Here is a 23,144-nt window from a genome sequence, read left to right on the forward strand (position 1 = left end):
CCAAATGCCTTGCGGCCACCTGCCGCTCGATGGCGGCACGGTAATCACTGCTGTCCACTCTGGCGGTCGAGCAACGAGCGCGCCGCGAGCTTTGCGGCATCGAGTGCCGCCGCATCCCCGGCGACCCGTGACAGGATCAGCGCCCCCTCGATCAGGGACACCACCGCGAGCGCGGCGTGTTCCGCATCCGCCGCCGCCCAGTCGTCGGCCCGCAGCCGCTCCTCGATCGCCACGCACCAACTTCTGAACGCGCGCGTCGCCGCGGCGCGAACCTCCGGAGCGGCGTTGACCGACTCGGTGGCGATCGGTTCGATCGGGCAGCCGTCGCGCTGGTCCCCGGCCAAGCCGGCAATCAGCAGGTCGATCCATCGGTCGACGATGTCAGCCACCGGTCGGCCACTAGCGAGGAAGGTACGCAGGAGCTGTTCGATGGCGGCCCCGGCGGTGTCCACGACCGATGTGGCCAATTGCTGTTTGCCCTGCGGGAAGTGGTGATACAGCGAGCCGGGCTTGACGCCCGCCTCGTCGAGGATCTGATTCAGCCCGGTCGCCGCGTATCCCTGGCGTCGGAACAGGATGGCGGCCTTCTCGAGCAATGCGGTGCGACTGCGGTCGGGTCTCGGCATGCTCTTGACAATACTTGAATGATCACTCAAGAATAAAGCCATGAAGCAGTTGACATACGAAGAAGCCGGTCGCTACGCGTGGCGTGAGGTGCCAGATCCGACGATCAGTGCGCCGGTGCAGGCACTTGTCCGGCCGCTGATGGTGGCCTGCTGCGACCTCGATGTCGCGGTCTGCCACGGCCGGTTGCCGTTGCCGCCCGGTTATGCGGTGGGGCACGAAGGGCTGGCGGAGGTCGTCGCCGTCGGGGACGACGTCAGCACCGTCCGGGTAGGTGACCGGGTGGTGGTGCCCTTCCAGATCAGCTGCGGGAACTGCCGCGAATGCCGGCGCGGCTTGACCGGATCGTGCAGCGCCGGACCCCTCATGGCGATGTACGGGATGGCGCCCATCGCCGGCCTGGACGGCGGCGGGTTCATGTCCGACCTCGTGTTGGTGCCCTACGCCGACGCGAATGTTGATTCCGGTGCCCGCCGGTGTCGACCCGGTTTCCATCGCCTCGCTGTCGGACAACATCCCCGACGGTTGGCGGGCGGTGGTGCCGTTTGCCGACGAATTGGCGGCCCTTGACCCGGTTGATCGCCGGGTTCTGGTATTTGGCCGGCTGTCGATCGGGCTCTACGCAGCAGCTTTCGCGGCGGCCCTGGGGGCCCACGTCGACTACATCGACACCGACCCGCAGCGACTGGCTGCCGCCGAGAAGCTCGGGGCGGTGGCCCACGACGTCGCCAAACCGGACAAGTCCTGGGACCCCTATCCCGTGACCGTGCACACCACCGCCGATCCGGCGCTCCTCGCGGCGACCTTGCGTGCGACCTGGGCGGACGGCGTGTGCACCGACACCGGGATCTATCCCGAGTACAAGGTGGAGATGCCGCTGTTGCCGATGTACACCCGCGGGGTCCGCTTCGTCACCGGGCGCGTCAACGCGCGCGTGGTGATTCCGCAAATACTCGATCAGCTCGCCGGCGGATACGACCTGTCGCCGGCCGTCGACACCGTGGTGCCGTGGGAGGAGGCCCCCTCCGCCTGGCCGGCGATGACCGGGAAAACCGTCTTCACCAGGTCGTAGGCGCTTTTCTGCAGGGTTACAGCCCTCGGTGAGGTGAGTGGCCGGCCGTGCGGCATTGCTTAGCCACGAGCCTGAAGATTGGCAGGTCGGCACTCGAACTTTGTCTGCACGGTTTCAGGCTCGTCTCGAGCCTGGCCGGTGCCGGTCAGAGCTGTACGTCGCAACAGCCCAACTAGGCGATGTCGGCGACGAACACCGCCATCTTGCGCAGCTGGACGCGGGCCAGCCAGGGCAGATCCGTGCCGTCCGATCCGGCGGGCAGGATCCGTGGGTTCGTCAGGTGTATCGACTTGCGGGTGTAGTGGACGTCGGCCTCGCCGGCGGCCAGCACGTTCTTCACCCAGTCGGTTTTGCCGTGGCCCAGCGCGATCGCCAGCGTGTTGCCCTTGCGGAAGGTGGACACGATGGTCTTGTACGGTTTGCCCGATTTGCGTCCGCGGTGCTCGATGGTGGCGGCCCCGGGCAGGTAGCGCGCGATCGGTTTGAGGGCGGGGTTGAGGTACTTGACTTGGAGGTTCTCGAACCACACCGGGTAAACCATCGGGACGCCCGGCGCGTTGTTGGGGTGTTGATCCTTGGCGGACATGGGTCGCTCCTCTTTTCGCGCACTGTACCGGTCGGATATCGATTTGAGTTGCTCTGGGACAATGGTCCATGTGACCACATCGCCCGCACTAATGGCCCGTATTGATTTGCGGGGTGCGGAGTTGACGGCTGCCCGGCTGCGGGCGGCCCTACCGCGTGGCGGCGCCGACGTGGAATCCGTGCTGCCGAAGGTGCGGCCGATCGTGGAGGCGGTTGCTGAGCGCGGTGCCGAAGCCGCCCTCGAATTCGGCGCATCCTTCGACGGTGTGCGTCCGCCCACTGTCCGGGTGCCCGACGCCGCGCTGGACACAGCGCTGGCCGGACTGGATGCCAGCGTGCGTGACGCCCTGCAGGTGATGATCGAGCGGGCTCGCGCGGTGCACGCCGACCAGCGCCGCGCAGATGTGACCACCACGCTGGGTCCGGGTGCGACGGTCACCGAACGATGGGTCCCGGTCGAACGGGTGGGTCTGTATGTGCCCGGGGGCAACGCCGTCTACCCGTCCAGCGTGGTGATGAACGTCGTGCCGGCGCAAACTGCAGGAGTCGACTCGCTCGTGGTCGCCAGCCCGCCGCAGGCGCAGTTCGACGGGCTCCCGCATCCGACAATCCTGGCCGCCGCGAGACTCCTCGGGGTCGACGAGGTCTGGGCGGTCGGCGGGGCGCAGGCAGTGGCGCTGCTGGCCTACGGCGGCACCGATACGGACTCAAGCGAACTCGCGCCGGTCGACATGATCACCGGCCCGGGCAATATCTACGTCACCGCCGCAAAGCGGCTGTGCCGCTCCCAGGTCGGCATCGATGCCGAAGCGGGACCGACCGAGATCGCGATCCTGGCCGACCACACCGCGGACCCCTCGCACGTGGCCGCCGACCTGATCAGCCAGGCCGAACACGACACGATGGCCGCCAGCGTTCTGGTCACCCCCAGCGCAGAACTGGCCGATGCCACCGATGCCGAACTGGCCGTCCAGCTGCGCACCACGGTGCATCGGGAGCGGGTCACGACTGCCTTGAGCGGGCGGCAATCAGCGATCATCGTGGTCGACGATCTCGATGCCGGTGTCCAGGTTGTCAATGCCTATGCCGCCGAGCACCTGGAAATACACACCGCCGATGCGGCGCAGGTCGCCCGCCGGATACGTTCGGCTGGAGCGATATTCGTCGGCCCGTTCGCACCGGTCAGCCTGGGTGACTATTGCGCCGGATCCAACCACGTGCTGCCGACCGCGGGCAGCGCCCGTCACTCGAGCGGTCTGTCCGTGCAAACGTTTCTGCGGGGCATACACGTCGTGGACTACACCGAGGCGGCCCTCAAAGACGTTGCCGGACACGTGGTCACGCTGGCCAAGAGCGAAGACCTGCCGTCCCACGGCGAGGCGGTGCGCCGGAGGTTCGAACGATGACCGCGCCACGCGCGCCCAGGCCCCAGCCCACCCTGGACGATCTGCCGCTGCGTGAGGATCTGCGCGGCAAATCCCCTTATGGGGCACCGCAACTCGCGGTACCGGTCCGGCTCAACACCAACGAAAACCCGCACCCACCCACCCAGGCCCTGATCGACGACGTGGTGCGGTCGGTGGCAGAGGCGGCCGCTGACCTGCACCGCTACCCTGACCGCGACGCCGTGGCCCTGCGCACCGATCTGGCCAACTACCTCACTGTGCAGACCGGTATCCCGGTCGGCGTCGAAAGTGTTTGGGCAGCAAACGGTTCCAACGAGATCCTGCAGCAGCTGCTGCAGGCGTTCGGCGGGCCGGGGCGTTCGGCAATCGGTTTCGTGCCGTCTTATTCGATGCACCCGATCATCTCCGACGGCACCTACACCGAGTGGCTCGAGGCGGTGCGCGCCGACGACTTCAGCCTCGACGTGACACGTGCGGTCGCGGCCGTCGTGGACCGCCGACCCGATGTGGTGTTTATCGCGAGCCCGAATAATCCTTCCGGACAGAGCATTTCGCTGGCGGATCTACGGAGGCTGCTCGATGTCGTGCCCGGGATACTGATTGTCGACGAGGCCTACGGCGAGTTCTCCTCGCAGCCCAGCGCAATAGCACTGATCGAGGAATACCCCACCAAGCTCATCGTCACCCGGACCATGAGCAAGGCCTTCGCCTTCGCCGGTGGCCGACTCGGGTACATGGTCGCCACGCCGGCGCTCGTCGAAGCGATGCTGTTGGTGCGGTTGCCGTACCACTTGTCGTCGGTGACGCAGGCCGCGGCACGCGCTGCATTGCGACACGCCGATGACACGCTCCGTAGCGTGGCGACCCTGATCGCCGAACGTGAGCGGGTGTCGGGTGCGTTGGCGGGCATGGGTTTTCGGGTGATCCCCAGCGACGCCAACTTCGTGCTGTTCGGTGAGTTCGCCGACGCACCGTCGGCCTGGCAGCACTACCTGGACCGTGATGTCCTGATCCGCGACGTCGGGATTCCCGGCTATCTGCGTACCACCATCGGATTGGCCGAAGAGAACGATGCGTTCCTGAAGGCTAGCGCTCAGATCGCTGCTACCGATCTGGCCTCCACACCTCCCAGCCCTGTAGGAGCATCGTGACCGCGACCGAGATAGCAAGAGCCACCCGCCGTGCGCGCATCGAACGCCGCACGCGCGAATCCGACATCGTCATCGAACTCGACCTTGACGGCACCGGCCAGGTGAGCGTGGACACCGGAGTGCCGTTCTACGACCACATGCTGACCGCGTTGGGCAGTCACGCCAGTTTCGACCTGATGGTCCGGACCAAGGGTGATGTGGAGATCGAGGCGCATCACACCGTCGAGGACACCGCGATCGCGCTGGGGCAGGCCTTGGATCAGGCCCTCGGCGACAAGAAGGGAATCCGGCGGTTCGGCGACGCCTTCATACCGATGGACGAGACGCTGGCCCATGCCGCCGTCGACGTGTCCGGGCGCCCATACTGCGTGCACACCGGCGAGCCGGATCATCTGCAGCACACCACCATCGCCGGCAACTCGGTGCCGTACCACACCGTCATCAACCGGCACGTCTTCGAGTCGCTGGCGATGAATGCCCGTATCGCACTGCACGTTCGGGTCCTGTACGGTCGCGATCCGCATCACATCACCGAAGCGCAGTACAAGGCCGTCGCCCGCGCATTGCGGCAGGCTGTCGAACCCGACCCGCGCGTCTCAGGCGTGCCGTCGACCAAAGGTGTTCTGTGACGGCCAAATCAGTCGTAGTCCTCGACTACGGATCGGGTAACTTGCGGTCCGCCCAACGAGCCTTGCAACGCACGGGCGCCTCGGTGGAGGTGACCTCCGACGCGGGGGCCGCGTTGGCCGCGGACGGTTTGGTGGTGCCGGGCGTCGGCGCGTTCGAGGCCTGCATGGTGGGCCTGCGCAAGATCGGCGGTGACCGGATCATCGCCGAGCGGGTTGCGGCCGGACGTCCGGTGTTGGGCGTCTGCGTCGGAATGCAGATCTTGTTCGAGCGTGGGGTCGAATTCGGCGTCGAAACGCAGGGCTGCGGACAGTGGCCGGGCGCAGTCACCCGCCTGGACGCCCCGGTGATCCCGCACATGGGCTGGAACGTGGTGGACGCGCCCCTGGGCAGCACCCTGTTCAAGGGCCTGGACGCCGACACCCGCTTCTATTTCGTGCACTCGTACGCCGCTCAGCAATGGGAGGGGCGGCCCGAAGCGCTGCTGACGTGGGCTACCCACGAGGTACAGTTCTTGGCCGCAGTGGAAGATGGACCGTTGGCCGCCACCCAGTTTCACCCGGAAAAGAGTGGGGACGCCGGCGCTGCGCTGTTGAACAACTGGGTCGAGGGACTATAAAGATGCCACTGATTTTGTTGCCCGCAGTCGACGTCGTCGAGGGTCGTGCTGTGCGACTGGTGCAGGGAAAAGCCGGCAGTGAAACCGAATACGGTTCGGCGCTAGACGCCGCGCTGACTTGGCAGCGCGACGGGGCCGAGTGGATTCACTTGGTCGACCTCGACGCCGCGTTCGGCCGCGGGTCCAACCGGGAGCTGCTCGCCGAGGTCGTGGGACAACTCGACGTGCAGGTCGAGTTGTCCGGCGGCATCCGTGACGACGACTCGCTGGCCGCGGCGCTGGCTACCGGTTGCGCGCGGGTCAATCTGGGCACGGCGGCGCTGGAGAATCCGCAATGGTGTGCTCGAGTGATCAGCGAACACGGTGACAAAGTTGCCGTCGGGTTGGACGTGCAGATCGTCGACGGGGCGCATCGGTTGCGCGGACGCGGTTGGGAAACCGACGGCGGCGACCTTTGGCAGGTTTTGGAACGCCTTGACAGCGAAGGGTGTTCGCGGTTCGTCGTCACCGACGTCACGAAGGACGGCACGCTGGGCGGGCCGAATCTCGAACTGCTGGCCGGGGTCGCCGAACGTACCGAGGCGCCGGTGATCGCATCAGGTGGCGTGTCGAGCCTGGACGACCTCCGCGCCATTGCCACGCTCACCGATCGAGGCGTCGAAGGCGCCATCGTCGGCAAGGCCCTCTACGCTGGGCGGTTCACGCTGCCCGAGGCGCTCGACGCGGTACGAGAGTAGGCCCGCATGGAGTTGAGCGCAGCCGACCTGGACGCGCTGGTGTCCGAGGCGTCAGCGGTCCTCGATGCCGCGGTGACGCTGTTTCTCGAGGGACATCGCGCGGATTCGGCGGTCCGCAAGAAGGGCGACGACTTTGCCACCGAGGTCGACCTCGCGATCGAACGACAGGTGGTGGCGGCGCTGGAGTCGGCAACCGGAATCGGGGTGCACGGCGAAGAATTCGGTGGCCCGGATGTCGACTCACCATGGGTGTGGGTGCTGGATCCCGTCGACGGCACGTTCAACTACGCGTCCGGGTCGCCAATGGCCTCGATACTGCTCGGCCTGCTTCATCACGGTGAGCCGGTAGCCGGACTGACCTGGCTGCCGTTCATGAATGACCGCTACACGGCCGTAACGGGCGGCCCTCTGATGAAAAACGGTGTGGCGCAACCACAACTGACCCCTTGCAAGCTCTCCGACACTCTGGTCGCCGCCGGATCATTCAGCGCGGACTCGCGTGGGCGGTTTCCAGGCCAATATCGAGTACGGTTGCTGGAGAACTTGAGCCGGGTGTCCTCACGGCTGCGTATGCACGGTTCCACTGGTATCGACCTCGCCTATGTCGCCGACGGGATTCTCGGCGGTGCGATAAGTTTCGGCAGCAACGTGTGGGACCACGCCGCCGGCGTGGCGCTGGTGCGGGCCGCGGGCGGCATCGTCACCAACTTTGCGGGCGACCCGTGGACGCCGGCGTCCCGGTCCGCTCTGGCCGCAGCTCCCGGCGTGCATGGCGAGATGCTCGAGATCTTGCGCAGCACGGGCGACCCGGAGGATTACTGAAATGTACGACGGTCAGGGTGTGAAAGGCCTTGCGGTACGGGTGATCCCGTGTCTTGATGTCGACGCCGGACGAGTGGTCAAGGGAGTCAACTTCGAGAATCTGCGTGACGCGGGCGATCCGGTGGAACTCGCTGCCGCCTACGACGCCGAGGGTGCTGACGAGCTCACCTTCCTCGATGTCACCGCGTCCTCCTCAGGCAGATCCACCATGCTGGAGGTGGTGCGGCGAACCGCCGAACAGGTCTTCATCCCGTTGACCGTCGGCGGCGGGGTGCGCACCGTGGCCGATGTCGACACCCTGCTGCGCGCGGGTGCCGACAAGGTCTCGGTCAACACCGCCGCCATCGCACGTCCTGAGCTGCTGGCGGAGATGGCTAACCAGTTCGGCTCGCAGTGCATCGTGCTGTCGGTTGACGCGCGCACGGTCCCCGCCGACTCGCCCCCGATGCCTTCGGGCTGGGAAGTCACCACCCACGGTGGTCGCCGTGGCACCGGCATCGACGCGGTGGAGTGGGCGGAGCGCGGCGCCGAGCTCGGGGTGGGGGAGATCCTGCTCAACTCGATGGACGCCGACGGCACCAAAGCCGGCTTCGACCTGGCGATGCTGCGTGCGGTCCGGGCGGCGGTCACGGTTCCGGTCATCGCCAGCGGCGGCGCCGGCAGGGTGGAACACTTCGCGCCCGCGGTGGCCGCGGGAGCCGACGCGGTGTTGGCGGCCAGTGTCTTTCACTTCAGGGAGTTGACCATCGGGGAAGTCAAAGCAGCCATGGCCGAACAGGGGATCACCGTCCGATGACGCTGGATCCGAAGATCGCCGAGCGGTTGAAGCGCAACTCGGACGGATTGATCACGGCCGTGGTGCAGGAGCGTGGCAGCGGCGACGTGCTGATGGTCGCCTGGATGGACGATGACGCGTTGGCCCGCACCCTGGAAACCCGTGAAGCGACCTACTTTTCGCGCTCACGCGGTGAACAGTGGATCAAGGGTGCGACTTCGGGCCACACCCAGCACGTCCACTCGGTACGGCTGGACTGCGACGGTGACACGGTGCTGTTGACCGTCGACCAGGTCGGGGGAGCCTGTCACACCGGTGATCACAGCTGCTTCGACGCCGCGGTGCTGCTGGGCCCCGAGGACTAGCCCGCCAGCGATGCTTCAACTCGCGCCGACGCTTCAGCTTGCGCCGACTGTGTGGCCTTTGCCCCGCGACGCCGGGGGCGGGTGCGTGGGCCACACGGTCGGCGACGGCGCCGAGGCCAAGGACTAGGCCGCTTGCGCCGAACGTGGGGCTCTTGGCCCCATGACGCCGGGAGTGGGTGCGTGGGCCACACAGTCGACGACGCGGGAGGTCGACGACCGCCAGTAGGCCGCCGACGGCGAGGACAGCCAAGGAGCTAGTTGGGCCCCCGGCGCTGGCCGACGTCCAGACCGTGCACGGCCTCGAGGGCGGCGTCGCGCCAGCGCTTCTGCCGAACAGCGGGCGCAATGTGATCGCGATAGATCTCTTCGACGTTGATGTTGCGGGTCTCGGCGATGGATCGCGGCACCAGGAAGGCGAATTCCCGGTCGTCCGTTGCGATCACCAGTATCGCTGCGGCCTCGTCAAGACGGTTGTTGTAGATGAGTTTCTTGGCAAAGCTGACCGGCGGCTCACCGTCAAAAGTTTTGACGTACACCACATACAGTCGAATGCCGCGATCTTGCAGCAACTCGGTCAGCCGACCCATCACGACGTCCTCGTCGACCGGCCTCAGCACATCCGCGGAGTCGGTCAGGATGCTGGCCACCACCAGCGGCGCGGCCGCCGTAGATGTACTGGGCGTCTGCGCCGCGGTCTTCGAGGGAACTGGGGCGCTGGCGCGCGGTGGGTTTGACTTCTCGCTGAGTAACTGGAGGCCGAGAACAAGGGCCAGCACGACGAGCGCCACGGCGAAGAGCGCCGCGATCAGGGTCCCCTGTCCAATTCGGCGCCCGGTGTGCGGTGTCTGGTGCGGATGCAATGGCGGCGGGGGTGGCAGCCCAGGAGCCTGGGCCACCGGGGTTTGCACCGTGCTGGCCGGCTGGCCGGCGAGTGCAGCGGCGAAATCCGAGCACGTGGCAAAGCGCTCTTCGGGGTTCTTGGCCAGCACCTTGGCGATAACCGGATCGAGTGGAGCCAGGTCGGGTCGCCGCTGACTGAGCAGTGGCGGTTGCCCGGACAGATGCTGCGAGATCACCACGGCCGGGTTGGTGTGATGGAACGGCGCCGTACCGGTCAGCAGGTGATAGGCCGTGCATCCAAGCCCGTACTGGTCGGCGCGCCCGTCCAGGTGCGCCCCCCGCAATTGCTCGGGCGAGCAGTACGCGGTGGTGCCCATCAGCACGTTGGTGACAGTCAGGCCGCTGATCTCGCCCGCCTCGCGCGCGATACCGAAATCGGCGAGCAGGATCCGGCGCCGCGGTTTGGCCTCGCCCAGCAGAATGTTGGCGGGTTTGACGTCGCGATGGAGCAAGCCACGGGAATGGGCGTAATCGAGCGCCTCGGCGACGGCCGAAATGATCTCGACCACCTCAGCGTGCGGCATCCCCATCGGATACTTCTCGTTCAGCAGATGGGCTGCGTCGGTTCCCTCCACGTAGTCCATCGACAGCCACAGCTGTCCGTTGAATTCGCCGCGGTCGTGAATGCCGACGATGTGCTGGTTGTACAAGCTGGCGGCGAGGTCGCACTCCCGATCAAACCGTCGCCGATACTCGACGTCCGCGGTGTATTCCGCGGACAAGATCTTGAGCGCATCGTGCCTGGGAAGCCGGGGATGTTTCGCCAAGTACACCTGGCCCATGCCGCCGGCCCCGAGCCGGCGCACGATGGTGTAGCCGGCGAACAGCTCGCCTTCTTGCAAGCTCCCGCTGTCGCCAGCATTTGTTGGCATGTGAGCATGCTACTGACGCTTTGGCTGAGCAACGACCTAACACGACCTATTGGGCGCACAGCCTCAACGTGAGCCCTGTGCGGCCTCTCTTACTCGGTGCAATCTCTTGGCTGCGAACTGCCGGCAACGACTCGGGTGCGTCGGCGTAATCGGTTGTGAATCGGCTTGTTTCGTCCGGCTGAGGCTCGCACGACGGTCGCTAGAGACGCCGCACGGCCCGCCCGCTTCACCCGCTGGGATCGTTGCGGCCCAACGTATTACCGGGTGCGCAGCGTCGCCAATGCCTTGTCGGCGTGGGTGTCCATGCTCAATTCGCTGGAGATCACGTCGAGCACCGTGCGGTCGGTGTCGATGACAAAGGTCGTCCGCTTGACCGGCAGCAACTTGCCTAGCAACCCGCGCTTGACCCCGAACTGTGTGGCGACTTGGCCGTCGGCGTCAGAAAGCAATGGGTAGTCGAACCCCTCCTTGTCGGCGAACTTGGCTTGCTTCTGTACCGGATCGGTGCTGATGCCGACCCGACTGGCGCCGACCGCCCCGAATTCCTGACCTAGGTCGCGAAAGTGACATGCCTCTTTGGTGCAACCCGGTGTCATCGCTGCCGGGTAGAAGAACAACACGACGGGTCCGTCGGAAAGCAGCGAGCTGAGCTTGCGCGGCGTACCCGTCTGGTCGGGAAGCTCGAAGTCGGGCGCAGTGTCACCTTTTTTCATGGTCGTCACGCTACGCCGGGCACCCTGGAAAGGCGTGTCTGGTTGGATGGTTCAGTGCACCTCAACCTCGCAGCAACCACCACACGGGAAGATTTCCGTGCGCTGGCGGCCGAACACCGGGTGGTGCCGGTGACACGCAAGGTTCTGGCCGACAGCGAGACCCCCCTGTCGGCCTACCGCAAGCTCGCCGCCAACCGGCCGGGAACTTTCTTGCTCGAATCGGCGGAAAACGGCCGGTCGTGGTCCCGATGGTCGTTCATCGGCGCAGGCGCGCCGACAGCGTTGACGGTGCGGGACGGCGAAGCGGTATGGCTGGGCGCCGTACCCAAGGACGCCCCCGCCGGCGGAGACCCGCTGCACGCACTCCGGGCAACCTTGGAAGTATTGGCGACCGCCCCCATCCCGGGGCTGCCGCCACTGTCCGGCGGAATGGTCGGCTTCTTCGCCTACGACATGGTCCGACGGCTCGAGCGTCTGCCCGAACTGGCCGTCGACGACCTCGGGTTGCCGGACATGCTGTTGCTGCTCGCCACCGACGTCGCGGCCGTAGACCACCACGAAGGCACCATCACGCTGATCGCCAACGCCGTGAACTGGAACGGCACCGACGAGCGGGTCGACTGGGCGTACGACGACGCAGTCGCGCGGTTGGACGTCATGACCGCCGCCCTGGAGCAGCCGCTCCCGTCAACGGTCGCCACCTTCAGCAAGCCCGAACCGCAACATCGGGCACAGCGGACCGTCGAGGAATACGGCAAGATCGTCGACTACCTGGTGGAACAGATCGCGGCCGGGGAAGCCTTCCAAGTGGTGCCCTCGCAGCGCTTCGAGATGGACACCGATGTCGACCCGATCGACGTGTATCGAATCCTGCGGGTCACCAACCCGAGCCCTTACATGTATTTGCTGCACATCCCGAATAGTGAAGGCACAACCGACTTTTCGATCGTCGGGTCGAGCCCGGAGGCGCTGGTCACCGTCCACGACGGCCGCGCGACCACGCACCCGATCGCCGGAACGCGGTGGCGCGGTGCGACAGAAGAAGAAGATCAGCTGCTGGAAAAGGATTTGCTGTCCGACGAAAAGGAATTGGCCGAGCACCTGATGCTGGTCGATCTCGGCCGCAACGACCTCGGTCGGGTCTGCACGCCGGGCACCGTCCGCGTCGAGGACTACAGCCACATCGAGCGCTACAGCCACGTGATGCACCTGGTGTCCACCGTGACCGGACTGCTCGACGAGGGTCGCACCGCGTTGGATGCGGTGACCGCGTGCTTCCCGGCCGGCACGTTGTCGGGCGCGCCGAAGGTGCGGGCGATGGAGCTCATCGAGGAGGTCGAGAAGACCCGTCGCGGTCTGTACGGCGGCGTGGTCGGCTACCTCGACTTCGCCGGCAACGCCGATTTCGCGATCGCCATCCGCACCGCGCTGATGCGTGCCGGCACCGCCTACGTTCAGGCCGGTGGTGGCGTCGTAGCCGACTCGAATGGGCCCTACGAGTACAACGAGGCCCGGAACAAGGCACGGGCCGTGCTCAACGCCGTCGCGGCCGCCGAGACGTTGTCCCCTCCAGGCGTTGGCTCCAGTGGCTCCTGACGCCGAAGCCGTCCGGCCCGAGCGCCGGGCCAGGCTCAGGATCGGCATCGCCCAAGTGCTGCTGGTCGTCGCTGCGGCGGCGCTGTGGACGGCGTCCCGGTTGCCGTGGGTCGTCATCCGGACGTTCGACGAGTTGGGTCCGCCCAAGGAAGTGACGTTGTCGGGGGCGACGTGGTCCACGGCCTTGCTGCCGTTGGCGATATTGATGCTGGCTGCGGCGGTGGCCGCGCTCGCCGTGCGGGGCTGGCCCCTGCGAGTGTTGGCGTGCCTGCTCGCCGCCGTGAGCTTTGTGGTCGGCTATCTGGGCATCAGTCTGTGGGTGATCCCGGACGTCGCACCGCGCGGAGCGGAGTTGGCCCACGTCTCGGTGGTGACGCTGGTCGGAAGTGGGCGCCATTACGCGGGCGCGGTGGTGGCCGTCCTGGCCGCGGTGTGCACCTTGGTCGCCGCTGTCCTGCTGATGCGTTCGGCGGCCGACGCGGGCAGCGCGAAGTACGCCGCGCCAGCCGTGCGCCGGTCACAGGAGTCGCCGACCGAGACTGACGCCGAGACTTCAAAGTCCGTTTCCGACATGTCCGAACGGATGATCTGGGATGCTCTTGACGAGGGACGCGACCCTACCGATCGGCCGCACGGGTCGGACACCGAGGGTCGGTGACGGACAGCACGTTGACAGTCGCTACCCTCATGAACGTCGTCGAAATCGACTGCAATGCGTCGGAAGGGAAACAGCAGGCATGAGTCCGGCCAACGTGCTTGACTCCATCCTCGAGGGAGTCCGAGCCGACGTTGCCGCGCGCGAAGCCTTAGTGAGCTTGTCGGAGATCAAGGCCAGGGCAGCCGCGGCACCGCCGCCCCTGGATGTCATGGCCGCACTGCGCGAGCCGGGCATTGGGGTCATCGCCGAGGTGAAGCGGGCCAGCCCGTCCAAAGGTCCGTTGGCGCCCATCGCCGACCCGGCCAAGCTCGCCCGGGCTTACGAGGAAGGCGGCGCGCGGATCATCAGCGTGCTCACTGAGGAGCGTCGGTTCCACGGCTCGCTCGATGACCTTGACGCGGTGCGGGCCGCGGTCTCAATTCCGGTCTTGCGCAAAGACTTTGTGGTGCAGCCGTATCAGATCCACGAGGCGCGTGCGCACGGTGCCGACATGCTGTTGCTCATCGTCGCCGCGTTGGACCAGTCCGCGTTGGTGTCGATGCTGGACCGAACCGAGTCGCTGGGAATGACCGCGCTCGTGGAGGTGCACACCGAGCAAGAGGCGGATCGCGCGCTGAAGGCCGGGGCAAAGGTGATCGGTGTCAATGCCCGCGACCTCACCACGCTTGATGTCGACCGGGATTGCTTCGCGCGGATCGCGCCCGGGTTGCCCAGCGAGGTGATCCGGATCGCGGAATCCGGCGTGCGCGGCACGGGTGATCTCTTGGCCTATGCGGGTGCCGGCGCCGATGCCGTGCTCGTGGGTGAGGGATTGGTCAAGAGCGGCGACCCGCGTGCAGCGGTTGCCGATCTCGTCACCGCAGGCACCCATCCGTCCTGTCCAAAGCCGGCTCGCTAGGCGTTGATGAGCTGTGCGCGTTGAGCCGCAGTAATGGCTGATCTATCCCGCCCGGACCTGCCGCGCATGAGTGCGGCGATTGCCGAACGGACCAGCCACGACCCCGATGCCGGCGGCCATTTCGGGGGCACTGGTCGTTGGGGCGGGCGCTATGTCCCCGAAGCGTTGATGGCGGTGATCGAAGAAGTCACGGTTGCCTACGAGAAGGAACGCGTCAACCAAGACTTCCTCGACACGCTGGACAAGCTGCAGACCCATTACGCCGGAAGGCCTTCGCCGCTTTACGAGACCACGCGGCTTGGCGAGCACGCCGGGTCGGCCCGCATCTTCTTGAAGCGAGAAGATCTGAATCACACCGGTTCTCACAAGATCAACAACGTCCTCGGTCAGGCCTTGCTGGCTCGCCGGATGGGCAAGACCCGGGTGATCGCGGAGACGGGTGCCGGCCAGCACGGGGTGGCCACCGCGACAGCGTGTGCGCTACTCGGCCTGGAGTGCGTCATCTACATGGGAGCGGTCGACACCGCCCGCCAGGCACTGAACGTGGCGCGGATGCGCTTACTGGGGGCCGAGGTCGTCTCGGTGGAGACCGGCTCGAAGACACTCAAAGACGCGATCAACGAGGCTTTCCGCGACTGGGTCACCAACGCCGACAACACGTACTACTGCTTCGGCACCGCCGCCGGACCGCATCCCTTCCCGACGATGGTCCGCGATTTTCAGCGGATTATCGGTTTGGAAACGCGCGTGCAGATCCAGGAACAGGCGGGCCGGTTGCCCGACGCCGTGGTGGCGTGCGTCGGGGGCGGGTCCAACGCCATCGGGATCTTTCACGCGTTTCTCGACGACCCTGGCGTGCGGTTGGTCGGCTACGAGGCAGCCGGTGACGGTGTCGAGACCGGGCGGCATGCGGCAACCTTCGCGGGCGGGTCGCCCGGCGCGTTCCAGGGGTCGTTCTCGTATCTGTTGCAGGACGACGACGGCCAAACGATCGAGTCGCATTCGATCTCGGCGGGTCTCGATTATCCCGGGGTAGGTCCCGAGCATGCGTGGCTCAAGGAGACCGGACGTGTTGACTACCAGCCGATCACGGACTCCGAGGCGATGGAAGCCTTCGGCCTGTTGTCCCGGATGGAAGGCATCATCCCAGCCATCGAATCCGCGCATGCGGTGGCGGGCGCCCTGAAACTGGGCGTTGAATTGGGAAGGGGCGCGGTCATTGTGGTGAATCTGTCGGGTCGTGGCGACAAGGATGTAGAGACGGCCGCGAAATGGTTCGGCCTGCTTCCCCCGGCTGGGCAGGCGGGGAGTTCGGACCCGAGCAGCTCATGACCGTGGAGCAAGGCGAAATCAGCCGGCTGGCACCACTTTTCGACTCCTGCCGGGCGAATAACCGAGCGGCGCTTATCGGTTACCTGCCCACTGGCTACCCCGATGTGCCGACCTCGGTGACGGCCATGACCGCATTGGTCGAGTCCGGTTGCGACATAGTCGAAGTCGGTGTCCCCTATTCCGATCCGGGGATGGACGGTCCGACCATCCAACGGGCAACCGAGACCGCGCTGCGTGGGGGAGTGCGAGTGCGGGACACGTTGGCCGCGGTCGAGGCGATCAGTCGGGCCGGTGGGCGCGCGGTGGTGATGACGTATTGGAATCCGGTGCTGCGCTACGGGGTCGGTTCGTTCGCGCGCGACCTGGCGTCGGCCGGTGGACACGGCATGATCACTCCCGATCTGATTCCAGACGAGGCGCAAGAGTGGTTCGAGGCATCCGACGAACACCGATTGGATCGCATCTTCCTGGTGGCGCCGTCGTCGACGCCCGAACGATTGGCGAAGACCGTCGAAGCATCCCGCGGATTCGTCTACGCGGCGTCGACAATGGGCGTCACCGGGGCGCGCGACGCGGTATCCCATGCCGCGCCCGAACTTGTGGGGAGGGTCAAGGCTGTGTCTGACATTCCGGTGGGCGTGGGTTTGGGTGTGCGGTCGCGCGAGCAGGCGGCTCAGATCGGCGGATATGCCGACGGAGTCATCGTCGGGTCGGCGTTGGTGTCGGCGTTGGGCGAAGGATTACCGAGCTTGCGCGCACTGACCGAGGAACTGGCGGCCGGCGTGCGCCAGAGGGGGTCGTCATGACCACGACCCTGCTCGCTTACATTCCCAGTCCACCGCAAGGGGTCTGGCACCTGGGGCCAATACCGATCCGGGCCTACGCGTTTTTCATCATCACCGGCATCGTCGTTGCGCTGCTGATCAGCGACCGGCGGTTTGCGGCCCGTGGCGGGGAACGCGGGGTCGTCTACGACATCGCACTGTGGATGGTGCCGTTCGGCTTGGTCGGCGGCAGGCTCTACCACCTGGCGACCGATTTTCCGACCTATTTCGGTAAGAATGGCGCCGGCCTGAGCGCGGCGTTGCGCATCTGGGACGGCGGGTTGGGCATCTGGGGGGCGATCGCTCTCGGTGCCGTCGGCGCGTGGATCGGCTGTCGGCGGCGCGGAATCTCGTTCCCAACCTTCTTGGATGCCGCGGCGCCCGGCGTCGTTCTGGCACAGGCGATCGGCCGCCTGGGCAACTATTTCAACCAGGAGCTGTACGGGCGGGAAACGACGCTGCCGTGGGGTCTGGAGATCTACTACCGCCGCGACCCCGACGGTTTCATCGACGTCCATTCGCTTGACGGCGTCTCCACCGGTCAGGTGGCCTACATCGTGCAGCCCACGTTCCTCTACGAATTGCTTTGGAACCTGCTGGTATTCGCCGCGTTGATCTACCTGGACCGTCGCTACACGATCCGTAATGGGCGTCTGTTCGGGCTATACGTCGCGTTCTACTGCGTCGGCAGGTTCTGCGTCGAGTTGTTGCGTGACGACACCGCGACTCACATTGCCGGCATCCGGATCAATTCCTTTACATCGACTTTCGTGTTCATCGGCGCGGTGGTGTATGTGCTGTTGGCGTCGAACGCACCTAAGGAGCCAGCACTTGCGTCGGCTGGCGCTGGCGCGGAGGGTAAAGAACCCGAACCCGAGAGAGAACCTGCCCCTGAGGCCGCGACCGTCGCTGCGGCCTCGGCAAAGACCGTTGCCGCGCCCATCGCTGGTGGAGAGGTCGGCGATTCGGATTCGGCGGACACCGTGCAGGCTGCTGCCGGGGGTGACGAGGCCGAAGCCGAAGAGTCCGAAGCCGTCGCCGAAGAGGCTGAGGTTGCCGAATTGGCTGCTGCCGAGGGTGACGAGGCCGAAGCCGAAGAGTCCGAAGCCGTCGCCGAAGAGGCTGAGGTTGCCGAATTGGCTGCTGCCGAGGGTGACGAGGCCGAAGCCGAAGAGTCCGAAGCCGTCGCCGAAGAGGCTGAGGTTGCCGAATTGGCTGCTGCCGAGGGTGACGAGGCCGAAGCCGAAGAGTCCGAAGCCGTCGCCGAAGAGGCTGAGGTTGCCGAGGGTGACGAGGCCGAAGAAGCCGAGGTTGCCGAATTGGCTGCTGCCGAGGGTGACGAGGCCGAAGCCGAAGAGTCCGAAGCCGTCGCCGAAGAAGCCGAGGCTGCCGAGGCCGACGCTGAGCAGGCCGAGCTCGCCGAGGAACCGGTCGCCGAGGACGCCGCGGCCGCCGAAGGTGACGAGGCCGCGACAGCGCAGGCCGAGGTTGCGGAAACCGAGACCGCGGAGGCCGACGCCGAGGATCAGTCCGACGACGTATCGAGCGTTACAGAGCCCGAACCGGTGGACGAGGAGCCAAGCGACGTCGCCGAGGCCCCGGTTGAGGAAGCCGTGACAGAGAGCGGTGAAGAGCTCGCGCCGGAAGTCGCCGCCGCCGAGCCTGAGGCGCTGGTGGCATCCGAGGAAGCCGAGGAACCCGAGGAAGCCGAGGAACCCGAAGAGGCCGAGGAATCAGCTGCCGAGGACGAAGCCGTCGAACTCGAAGCCAGCCACGGACCCGACGAATCGGACGTTGAGGCAGATGCCGAAAGCGCCGACGAGGCCGCAGCAGATGCGCCCGAAGCCGAAGGTGAGGTCGCGCCGGAAGTGGCGGCGCCCGAACTTGCTGAGGCTGAGGAAGCGCAGGCCGAGGAGCCCGACGAGTCTGACGGCGCCGAAGCCGGCCCGGCAGACGAAGAGGGAGACCAGCCCGAGACCGAGACACCGACCGACGTCGCGCCGGACGCCCCCGCTGAGCCGGCCGCAACTCCCAGCGCTGAGGAAAGCGCCCCGGAAAGTGCTGGCGAAAGTGGCCCGGAAAGTGCTGGTGAAAGTGCCCCGGAAAGCAGCGAGCCTGCCCGGAAGGGATGGCGGGCGCGATTTCGGAGTCGGCGGCAGCGGTCGGGCGGATAGCCCCTCACCGTGGCGGTAAAACCATCAGGCACGGCGGTCGCGTGTCTGGCATGCTGAAACGGTGACTTACCAGCAGTGGCCTGGCGACGACGGGAATCCTGGCTCGCCCGGTGGCTCGCCGTGGTATCCGCAGGGTGGGATGCCTGGCGCTAACTTCGACCCCGCGGCCCCCTACGGCCGGCATCCGATCAGCGGGCAACCGTATTCAGACAAATCGAAGTTGGTCGGCGGCCTGTTGCAGCTGCTGGGGCTGGTGGGGATTGTCGGTCTGGGGCGCATCTACATCGGGCACACCGGCCTCGGAGTCGCGCAGCTGCTGGTGGGCATATTCACCTGTGGGATAGTCGCCGTCGTGTGGGGCATTATCGACGCCCTGCTGATCCTCACCGACAATGTCAGCGACCCCTACGGTCGCCCGTTGCGCGATGGAACCTGATCGGCTTTCCCGACCAGCCGAAGCTGGTCAGTCCCAGCGTCGTCTCCGTTGGTACGGAGCCGCGGGATCTGCGTTGCTGCTCATCCCTGCCCTCGTCTACATCGGACTCGCTGACCCGCACAACGCCAGGTCGGTCTACCCGCTGTGCCCGTTCAAGGTTCTCACCGGCTGGGACTGCATGGCCTGCGGTGGCCTCCGGATGGTTCACGATCTGTTGCATGGTGACCTGGTGGCCGCCTTCAACGACAACGCCTTCTTGCTCATTGCCATGCCGCTAGCTGCGGTGTGGTTCCTGGTGCGCCGCCACCGCGGACAAACCTCGCTATGGCTGCCCGCGACGATCACCGTGGTGGTGGTCTCGGGCGCTTGGATGGTGGTGCGGAACCTCCCCGGCTTCCCACTGGTCCCGACGGTGCTGAGCGGCTGAGGACGTAGCCTCGGCCCCGCTTTCGCCGACCGTAATGGGGTCACCGTCGCTCTTTGCTGCACTATCATCACTATTCGTGGTTACGTCGTTGTCAGCGCAGGATGCAGAGCTTCGTAAGTTCTGGCGCGAATTGTGTCCTTGGATGTCGATCGAGGGCGACGGGATGCCTGCCTTCGCAGGACTTGGCGACCCCAAAGCACTGATCTCCGACCTGAACCGTGAGGGCTACGTCCAGGTGCCCGGTGTCTTTTCGGAGTCGACGATCATTCCGCTCCGTAGCGCTATCGCCACGCTGGCCGAGCGAAAGATACCGCTGGCCTTCGCGTTCGTTTATGACGAGTTGTGGCTGACCTTCCAAGGTCTTGGCAATTTCCTTTCGACGGTCCTGGGTGAGGAGTACCGCGCCCTGCCCGACTTCTGGGTCTGGCACCTCTACCCCAACGACATGTCAGCGGGCTGGGGTCCGCACCGCGACCGCACCGTGCCTACGCTCGAGCCGGACAACTCGCCCCATTCGCTCACGGTCTGGCTCCCGTTCACTGACGCGACGCCGCTCAACGGCTGCATGTACGTGCTGCCTGCGCACCTCGACGAGCGTTTTCAGATGCGTCGTTGGGACGGCCCGAGCAACACCGCCGTCGCAAACCCGCAGAACATCCGGGCGTTGCCGGCCACCGCAGGCAGCATGCTCGCTTGGAATCAGGCGGTCCTGCACTGGGGTGGACGGGCCAGCCGGTTGGGCACCAGCCCACGGATCAGTGCCGCATTTGAATATCAGCGCGGCGACCGCGTTCCTTTCAACAAGCCCCTGCTCGATCCTGGCCGCGTTCCATCCTTCACCGAGCGGCTCGGTCTGATCGGGAAGCAGGTCCTGCAGTATCGGCATATGTACCCTCTCGACGACGAGGTCGCGGCCATCGCGACGTCGCTCTTCGAGCGCTACATGCCTGGTGGGGGACCGTTGCCGACGACACCCACCGCGACATCAAGATTCGACGATTCACCCCCGCCGGCTCAAGAGCCGCCGCCGCGGGTGTACGCCAGCAGCGCAGCCGATCGTCTGATCAGTTTGGGCTGGTAGTTTTCCGGACACGAATAGCCTTGCGTGGCAATGCTTTCTGATGGCGTACGCCCCAGGTCTAGGCCCGTAGTCGCGCGCGCAAGGGCGACCGGTTCCCTGTCAAGTTGCACGCGTCACACCTCGGGACACCCAGACGGGGCCGAGCGCGACTATGGTTGTCGTCGTGACTAGACGCGGGAAGATCGTCTGCACCCTGGGCCCGGCCACCCAAAACGATGACTTGGTCAAGGCGCTCGTCGAAGCGGGCATGGATGTCGCCCGCATGAACTTCAGCCACGGCGACTACAGCGACCACGAAGCTGCCTATAAGCGGGTGCGGGCGGCTTCGGATGCCACCGGCCGCGCTGTCGGCGTTCTCTGCGACCTGCAGGGGCCGAAGATCAGGCTGGGACGCTTCGCCACCGGGTCGACCTACTGGGCCGACGGCGAAACTGTCCGGATCACCGTCGACGACTGCGAAGGCACCCACGACCGGGTGTCCACCACCTACAAGAGGCTGGCGCAGGACGCGACGCCCGGTGACCGAGTCCTGGTCGACGACGGCAAGATCGGGTTGCAGGTCGAGCAAGTCGACGGCAACGACGTCGTCTGCAAGGTCACCGAAGGCGGTCCAGTCAGCAACAACAAGGGCATCTCGCTGCCGGGGATGAACGTGTCCGCACCCGCCTTGTCGGAAAAGGACGTCGAGGACCTGACTTTTGCGCTGGAGCTTGGTGTCGACATGGTGGCGCTGTCGTTCGTGCGCTCGCCATCCGACGTCGAACTCGTCCACGAGGTCATGGACCGGGTCGGGCGGCGGGTACCGGTGATCGCCAAACTGGAGAAGCCCGAAGCGATCGACAACCTCGAGGCCATCGTGCTGGCGTTCGATGCCGTCATGGTGGCGCGCGGTGATCTGGGCGTCGAACTTCCGCTCGAAGAAGTGCCCTTGGTGCAGAAGCGCGCCATCCAGATGGCCCGGGAGAACGCCAAGCCGGTCATCGTGGCTACCCAGATGCTCGACTCGATGATCGAGAACTCGAGGCCGACGCGGGCCGAAGCCTCTGATGTCGCCAACGCGGTGCTCGACGGCGCCGACGCGCTGATGCTGTCCGGCGAAACCTCGGTAGGCAAGTACCCGTTGTTGGCCGTGCAGACGATGTCGCGCATCGTGTGCGCGGTCGAGGAAAATTCCACGGCCGCACCGCCCTTGACGCACGTGCCGCGCACCAAGCGGGGCGTGATCTCCTACGCCGCTCGCGACATCGGCGAGCGGTTGGACGCAAAGGCGCTCGTCGCGTTCACCCAATCCGGCGACACCGTGCGGCGACTCGCTCGCCTGCACACACCGCTGCCGCTGCTGGCGTTCACCGATCTGCCCGAGGTGCGCAGCCAGCTGGCGATGACCTGGGGGACCGAGACGTTCATCGTCCCGCACATGAAGTCCACCGACGGCATGATCCGCCAGGTCGACAAGTCTTTACTCGAACTCGGTCGCTACAAGCGCGGTGACTTGGTTGTCATCGTCGCGGGTGCACCGCCCGGCACGGTGGGTTCGACCAACCTGATCCACGTGCACCGGATCGGCGAGGACGACGTCTAGTTGTCGGATTTTCAGGAACTGCTGGCGGTACTTGATCTGCAGCGGGTCGCCGACGACCGATTCATCGGATCCCACCCCAGCAAGAACCCGATGCGGACATTCGGTGGATTGCTCATGGCGCAATCCTTCGTTGCGAGCAGTCGCACGCTCCGCCATGACATACCGCCCAGCGGATTCTCGGTGCACTTCATCAACGGCGGAGATACCGCCAAGGACATCGAATTCCACGTCGTAAGCCTGCGCGACGAGCGGCGCTTCGCCAACCGTCGTGTCGATGCGGTGCAGGACGGAGTGCTGCTGTCCTCGGCGCTGATCTCCTACATGGCGGGTGGCCGCGGGCTGGAACACGCTGTCGACCCGCCGCAGGTTCCGAGACCGCACGACCTCCCGACAATTGGCGAGCTGTTGCGCGGCTATGAGGAGACTGTCCCGCATTTCGTCAACGCGCTGCAGCCGGTGGAATGGCGATACACCAACGATCCAGCCTGGGTGATGCGGGACAAGGGTGATCGGTTGCCCTATAACCGGGTGTGGCTCAAGGCGTTAGGTCCGATGCCCGACGATCCCGTCCTGCACACCGCGACGATGTTGTATTCCTCCGATACGACCGTGCTCGACTCGGTAATCACCACGCACGGCTTGTCATGGGGCTACGACCGTATCTTCGCGGCTTCGGCCAACCACTCGGTGTGGTTTCACCGGCAGGTCAATTTCGATGACTGGGTGCTGTATTCGACGTCGTCGCCGGTGGCGGCGGATTCCCGCGGACTGGGGACCGGGCACTTTTTCGATCCCGCCGGGCAGCTTATCGCCACGGTGGTGCAAGAGGGCGTGTTGAAGTATTTTCCCCCTCGGGCTCGATAGGCAC

The 23,144-nt window shown here is 65.9% G+C and carries 25 protein-coding genes; 21 read left to right on the forward strand and 4 right to left on the reverse strand.

The genetic code is table 11. The features are described from left to right. Positions 1-44: 44 nt before the first annotated feature. A complete protein-coding gene (locus G6N68_RS11425) occupies positions 45-626 on the reverse strand; it encodes a TetR/AcrR family transcriptional regulator (RefSeq protein ID WP_163711785.1) in 582 nt (193 codons plus the stop codon). A gap of 40 nt (positions 627-666) precedes the next feature. Here G6N68_RS11425 and G6N68_RS30735 point away from each other — a divergent pair, with 40 nt between their 5' ends. Both G6N68_RS30735 and G6N68_RS30740 read left to right on the forward strand, forming a co-directional pair. After that, positions 667-1,194, forward strand: coding sequence for an alcohol dehydrogenase catalytic domain-containing protein (locus G6N68_RS30735; RefSeq protein ID WP_240355438.1), 528 nt, complete (start codon positions 667-669; stop codon positions 1,192-1,194). Then, positions 1,091-1,696 (forward strand): MDR/zinc-dependent alcohol dehydrogenase-like family protein, encoded by a 606-nt coding sequence (locus G6N68_RS30740; protein WP_240355439.1) that lies wholly within the window; start codon positions 1,091-1,093, stop codon positions 1,694-1,696. The genes G6N68_RS30735 and G6N68_RS30740 overlap by 104 nt, the downstream gene beginning before the upstream one ends. A gap of 172 nt (positions 1,697-1,868) precedes the next feature. On the opposite strand, the gene G6N68_RS11435 is transcribed toward G6N68_RS30740, so the two are convergent. Next, on the reverse strand, positions 1,869-2,282 hold the full coding sequence (locus tag G6N68_RS11435; RefSeq protein WP_163711789.1) for a nitroreductase family deazaflavin-dependent oxidoreductase: 414 nt from the start codon (positions 2,280-2,282) through the stop codon (positions 1,869-1,871). 61 nt (positions 2,283-2,343) lie between these two features. Here G6N68_RS11435 and hisD point away from each other — a divergent pair, with 61 nt between their 5' ends. Genes hisD through hisI form a run of 8 tightly spaced genes read left to right on the forward strand, consistent with a single transcriptional unit; the run spans position 2,344 to position 8,783 of the window. Then, positions 2,344-3,687: a histidinol dehydrogenase gene (gene hisD, locus G6N68_RS11440; RefSeq protein ID WP_163711793.1), complete on the forward strand. Its 1,344-nt coding sequence runs from the start codon at positions 2,344-2,346 to the stop codon at positions 3,685-3,687. Further along, the gene (locus G6N68_RS11445; protein WP_163711796.1) at positions 3,684-4,838 is read left to right on the forward strand and encodes a histidinol-phosphate transaminase; all 1,155 of its coding nucleotides are present in this window, start codon (positions 3,684-3,686) and stop codon (positions 4,836-4,838) included. Before hisD ends, G6N68_RS11445 begins: the two co-directional genes overlap by 4 nt. After that, complete coding sequence (gene hisB / locus G6N68_RS11450) at positions 4,835-5,467, forward strand: imidazoleglycerol-phosphate dehydratase HisB (RefSeq protein ID WP_163711800.1); 633 nt, start codon at positions 4,835-4,837, stop codon at positions 5,465-5,467. Before G6N68_RS11445 ends, hisB begins: the two co-directional genes overlap by 4 nt. Further along, entirely contained in the window at positions 5,464-6,084 is a 621-nt protein-coding gene (hisH, locus tag G6N68_RS11455; RefSeq protein WP_163711803.1) for an imidazole glycerol phosphate synthase subunit HisH, read from the forward strand. Before hisB ends, hisH begins: the two co-directional genes overlap by 4 nt. A 2-nt stretch (positions 6,085-6,086) precedes the next feature. After that, positions 6,087-6,821: a bifunctional 1-(5-phosphoribosyl)-5-((5-phosphoribosylamino)methylideneamino)imidazole-4-carboxamide isomerase/phosphoribosylanthranilate isomerase PriA gene (priA, locus tag G6N68_RS11460; RefSeq protein WP_163711807.1), complete on the forward strand. Its 735-nt coding sequence runs from the start codon at positions 6,087-6,089 to the stop codon at positions 6,819-6,821. Between the two features lie 6 nt (positions 6,822-6,827). Next, a complete protein-coding gene (locus tag G6N68_RS11465) occupies positions 6,828-7,643 on the forward strand; it encodes an inositol monophosphatase family protein (RefSeq protein ID WP_163711810.1) in 816 nt (271 codons plus the stop codon). Position 7,644: 1 nt separating this feature from the next. Further along, positions 7,645-8,439: an imidazole glycerol phosphate synthase subunit HisF gene (gene hisF, locus G6N68_RS11470; protein WP_163711813.1), complete on the forward strand. Its 795-nt coding sequence runs from the start codon at positions 7,645-7,647 to the stop codon at positions 8,437-8,439. After that, positions 8,436-8,783, forward strand: a complete 348-nt coding sequence (gene hisI, locus G6N68_RS11475; protein ID WP_163711815.1) for a phosphoribosyl-AMP cyclohydrolase — start codon at positions 8,436-8,438, stop codon at positions 8,781-8,783. The genes hisF and hisI overlap by 4 nt, the downstream gene beginning before the upstream one ends. Before the next feature lie 254 nt (positions 8,784-9,037). Here hisI and G6N68_RS11480 read toward each other — a convergent pair whose 3' ends face one another. Then, positions 9,038-10,555, reverse strand: a complete 1,518-nt coding sequence (locus G6N68_RS11480; RefSeq protein ID WP_163711817.1) for a serine/threonine-protein kinase — start codon at positions 10,553-10,555, stop codon at positions 9,038-9,040. Between the two features lie 257 nt (positions 10,556-10,812). Then, a complete protein-coding gene (locus G6N68_RS11485) occupies positions 10,813-11,268 on the reverse strand; it encodes a peroxiredoxin (RefSeq protein WP_163711819.1) in 456 nt (151 codons plus the stop codon). 54 nt (positions 11,269-11,322) lie between these two features. On the opposite strand from G6N68_RS11485, the gene G6N68_RS11490 reads away from it, so the two are divergent. The 11 genes from G6N68_RS11490 (at position 11,323) to G6N68_RS11540 (ending at position 23,140) form a co-directional block, all read left to right on the forward strand. Continuing rightward, positions 11,323-12,864 (forward strand): anthranilate synthase component I, encoded by a 1,542-nt coding sequence (locus tag G6N68_RS11490; protein ID WP_163718486.1) that lies wholly within the window; start codon positions 11,323-11,325, stop codon positions 12,862-12,864. Further along, the gene (locus G6N68_RS11495; protein WP_163711821.1) at positions 12,854-13,522 is read left to right on the forward strand and encodes a TIGR02234 family membrane protein; all 669 of its coding nucleotides are present in this window, start codon (positions 12,854-12,856) and stop codon (positions 13,520-13,522) included. The genes G6N68_RS11490 and G6N68_RS11495 overlap by 11 nt, the downstream gene beginning before the upstream one ends. Positions 13,523-13,601: 79 nt before the next feature. After that, positions 13,602-14,420, forward strand: a complete 819-nt coding sequence (trpC, locus tag G6N68_RS11500) for an indole-3-glycerol phosphate synthase TrpC (protein ID WP_163711823.1) — start codon at positions 13,602-13,604, stop codon at positions 14,418-14,420. Positions 14,421-14,453: 33 nt separating this feature from the next. Continuing rightward, on the forward strand, positions 14,454-15,752 hold the full coding sequence (gene trpB, locus G6N68_RS11505) for a tryptophan synthase subunit beta (RefSeq protein WP_205351311.1): 1,299 nt from the start codon (positions 14,454-14,456) through the stop codon (positions 15,750-15,752). Further along, positions 15,749-16,558 (forward strand): tryptophan synthase subunit alpha, encoded by an 810-nt coding sequence (gene trpA, locus G6N68_RS11510; RefSeq protein WP_163711825.1) that lies wholly within the window; start codon positions 15,749-15,751, stop codon positions 16,556-16,558. The genes trpB and trpA overlap by 4 nt, the downstream gene beginning before the upstream one ends. Then, a complete protein-coding gene (locus G6N68_RS11515) occupies positions 16,555-18,750 on the forward strand; it encodes a prolipoprotein diacylglyceryl transferase (protein ID WP_163711829.1) in 2,196 nt (731 codons plus the stop codon). Before trpA ends, G6N68_RS11515 begins: the two co-directional genes overlap by 4 nt. Positions 18,751-18,811: 61 nt before the next feature. Then, a complete protein-coding gene (locus tag G6N68_RS11520) occupies positions 18,812-19,186 on the forward strand; it encodes an NINE protein (RefSeq protein WP_240355440.1) in 375 nt (124 codons plus the stop codon). Beyond that, positions 19,176-19,613 carry a DUF2752 domain-containing protein gene (locus tag G6N68_RS11525; RefSeq protein WP_163711833.1) on the forward strand — a complete coding sequence of 146 codons (438 nt, stop codon included), beginning with the start codon at positions 19,176-19,178 and terminating at the stop codon, positions 19,611-19,613. The genes G6N68_RS11520 and G6N68_RS11525 overlap by 11 nt, the downstream gene beginning before the upstream one ends. A gap of 142 nt (positions 19,614-19,755) precedes the next feature. Then, positions 19,756-20,694 carry a phytanoyl-CoA dioxygenase family protein gene (locus tag G6N68_RS11530; protein WP_240355441.1) on the forward strand — a complete coding sequence of 313 codons (939 nt, stop codon included), beginning with the start codon at positions 19,756-19,758 and terminating at the stop codon, positions 20,692-20,694. Positions 20,695-20,857: 163 nt separating this feature from the next. After that, positions 20,858-22,276 carry a pyruvate kinase gene (gene pyk / locus G6N68_RS11535; RefSeq protein WP_163711836.1) on the forward strand — a complete coding sequence of 473 codons (1,419 nt, stop codon included), beginning with the start codon at positions 20,858-20,860 and terminating at the stop codon, positions 22,274-22,276. Then, positions 22,277-23,140 carry an acyl-CoA thioesterase II gene (locus G6N68_RS11540; protein ID WP_163711839.1) on the forward strand — a complete coding sequence of 288 codons (864 nt, stop codon included), beginning with the start codon at positions 22,277-22,279 and terminating at the stop codon, positions 23,138-23,140. Positions 23,141-23,144 lie beyond the last annotated feature (4 nt).

Origin of the sequence: Mycobacterium bourgelatii, from assembly GCF_010723575.1 — a bacterium.
In the GTDB taxonomy this organism is placed as follows: Bacteria; Actinomycetota; Actinomycetes; order Mycobacteriales; family Mycobacteriaceae; genus Mycobacterium; species Mycobacterium bourgelatii.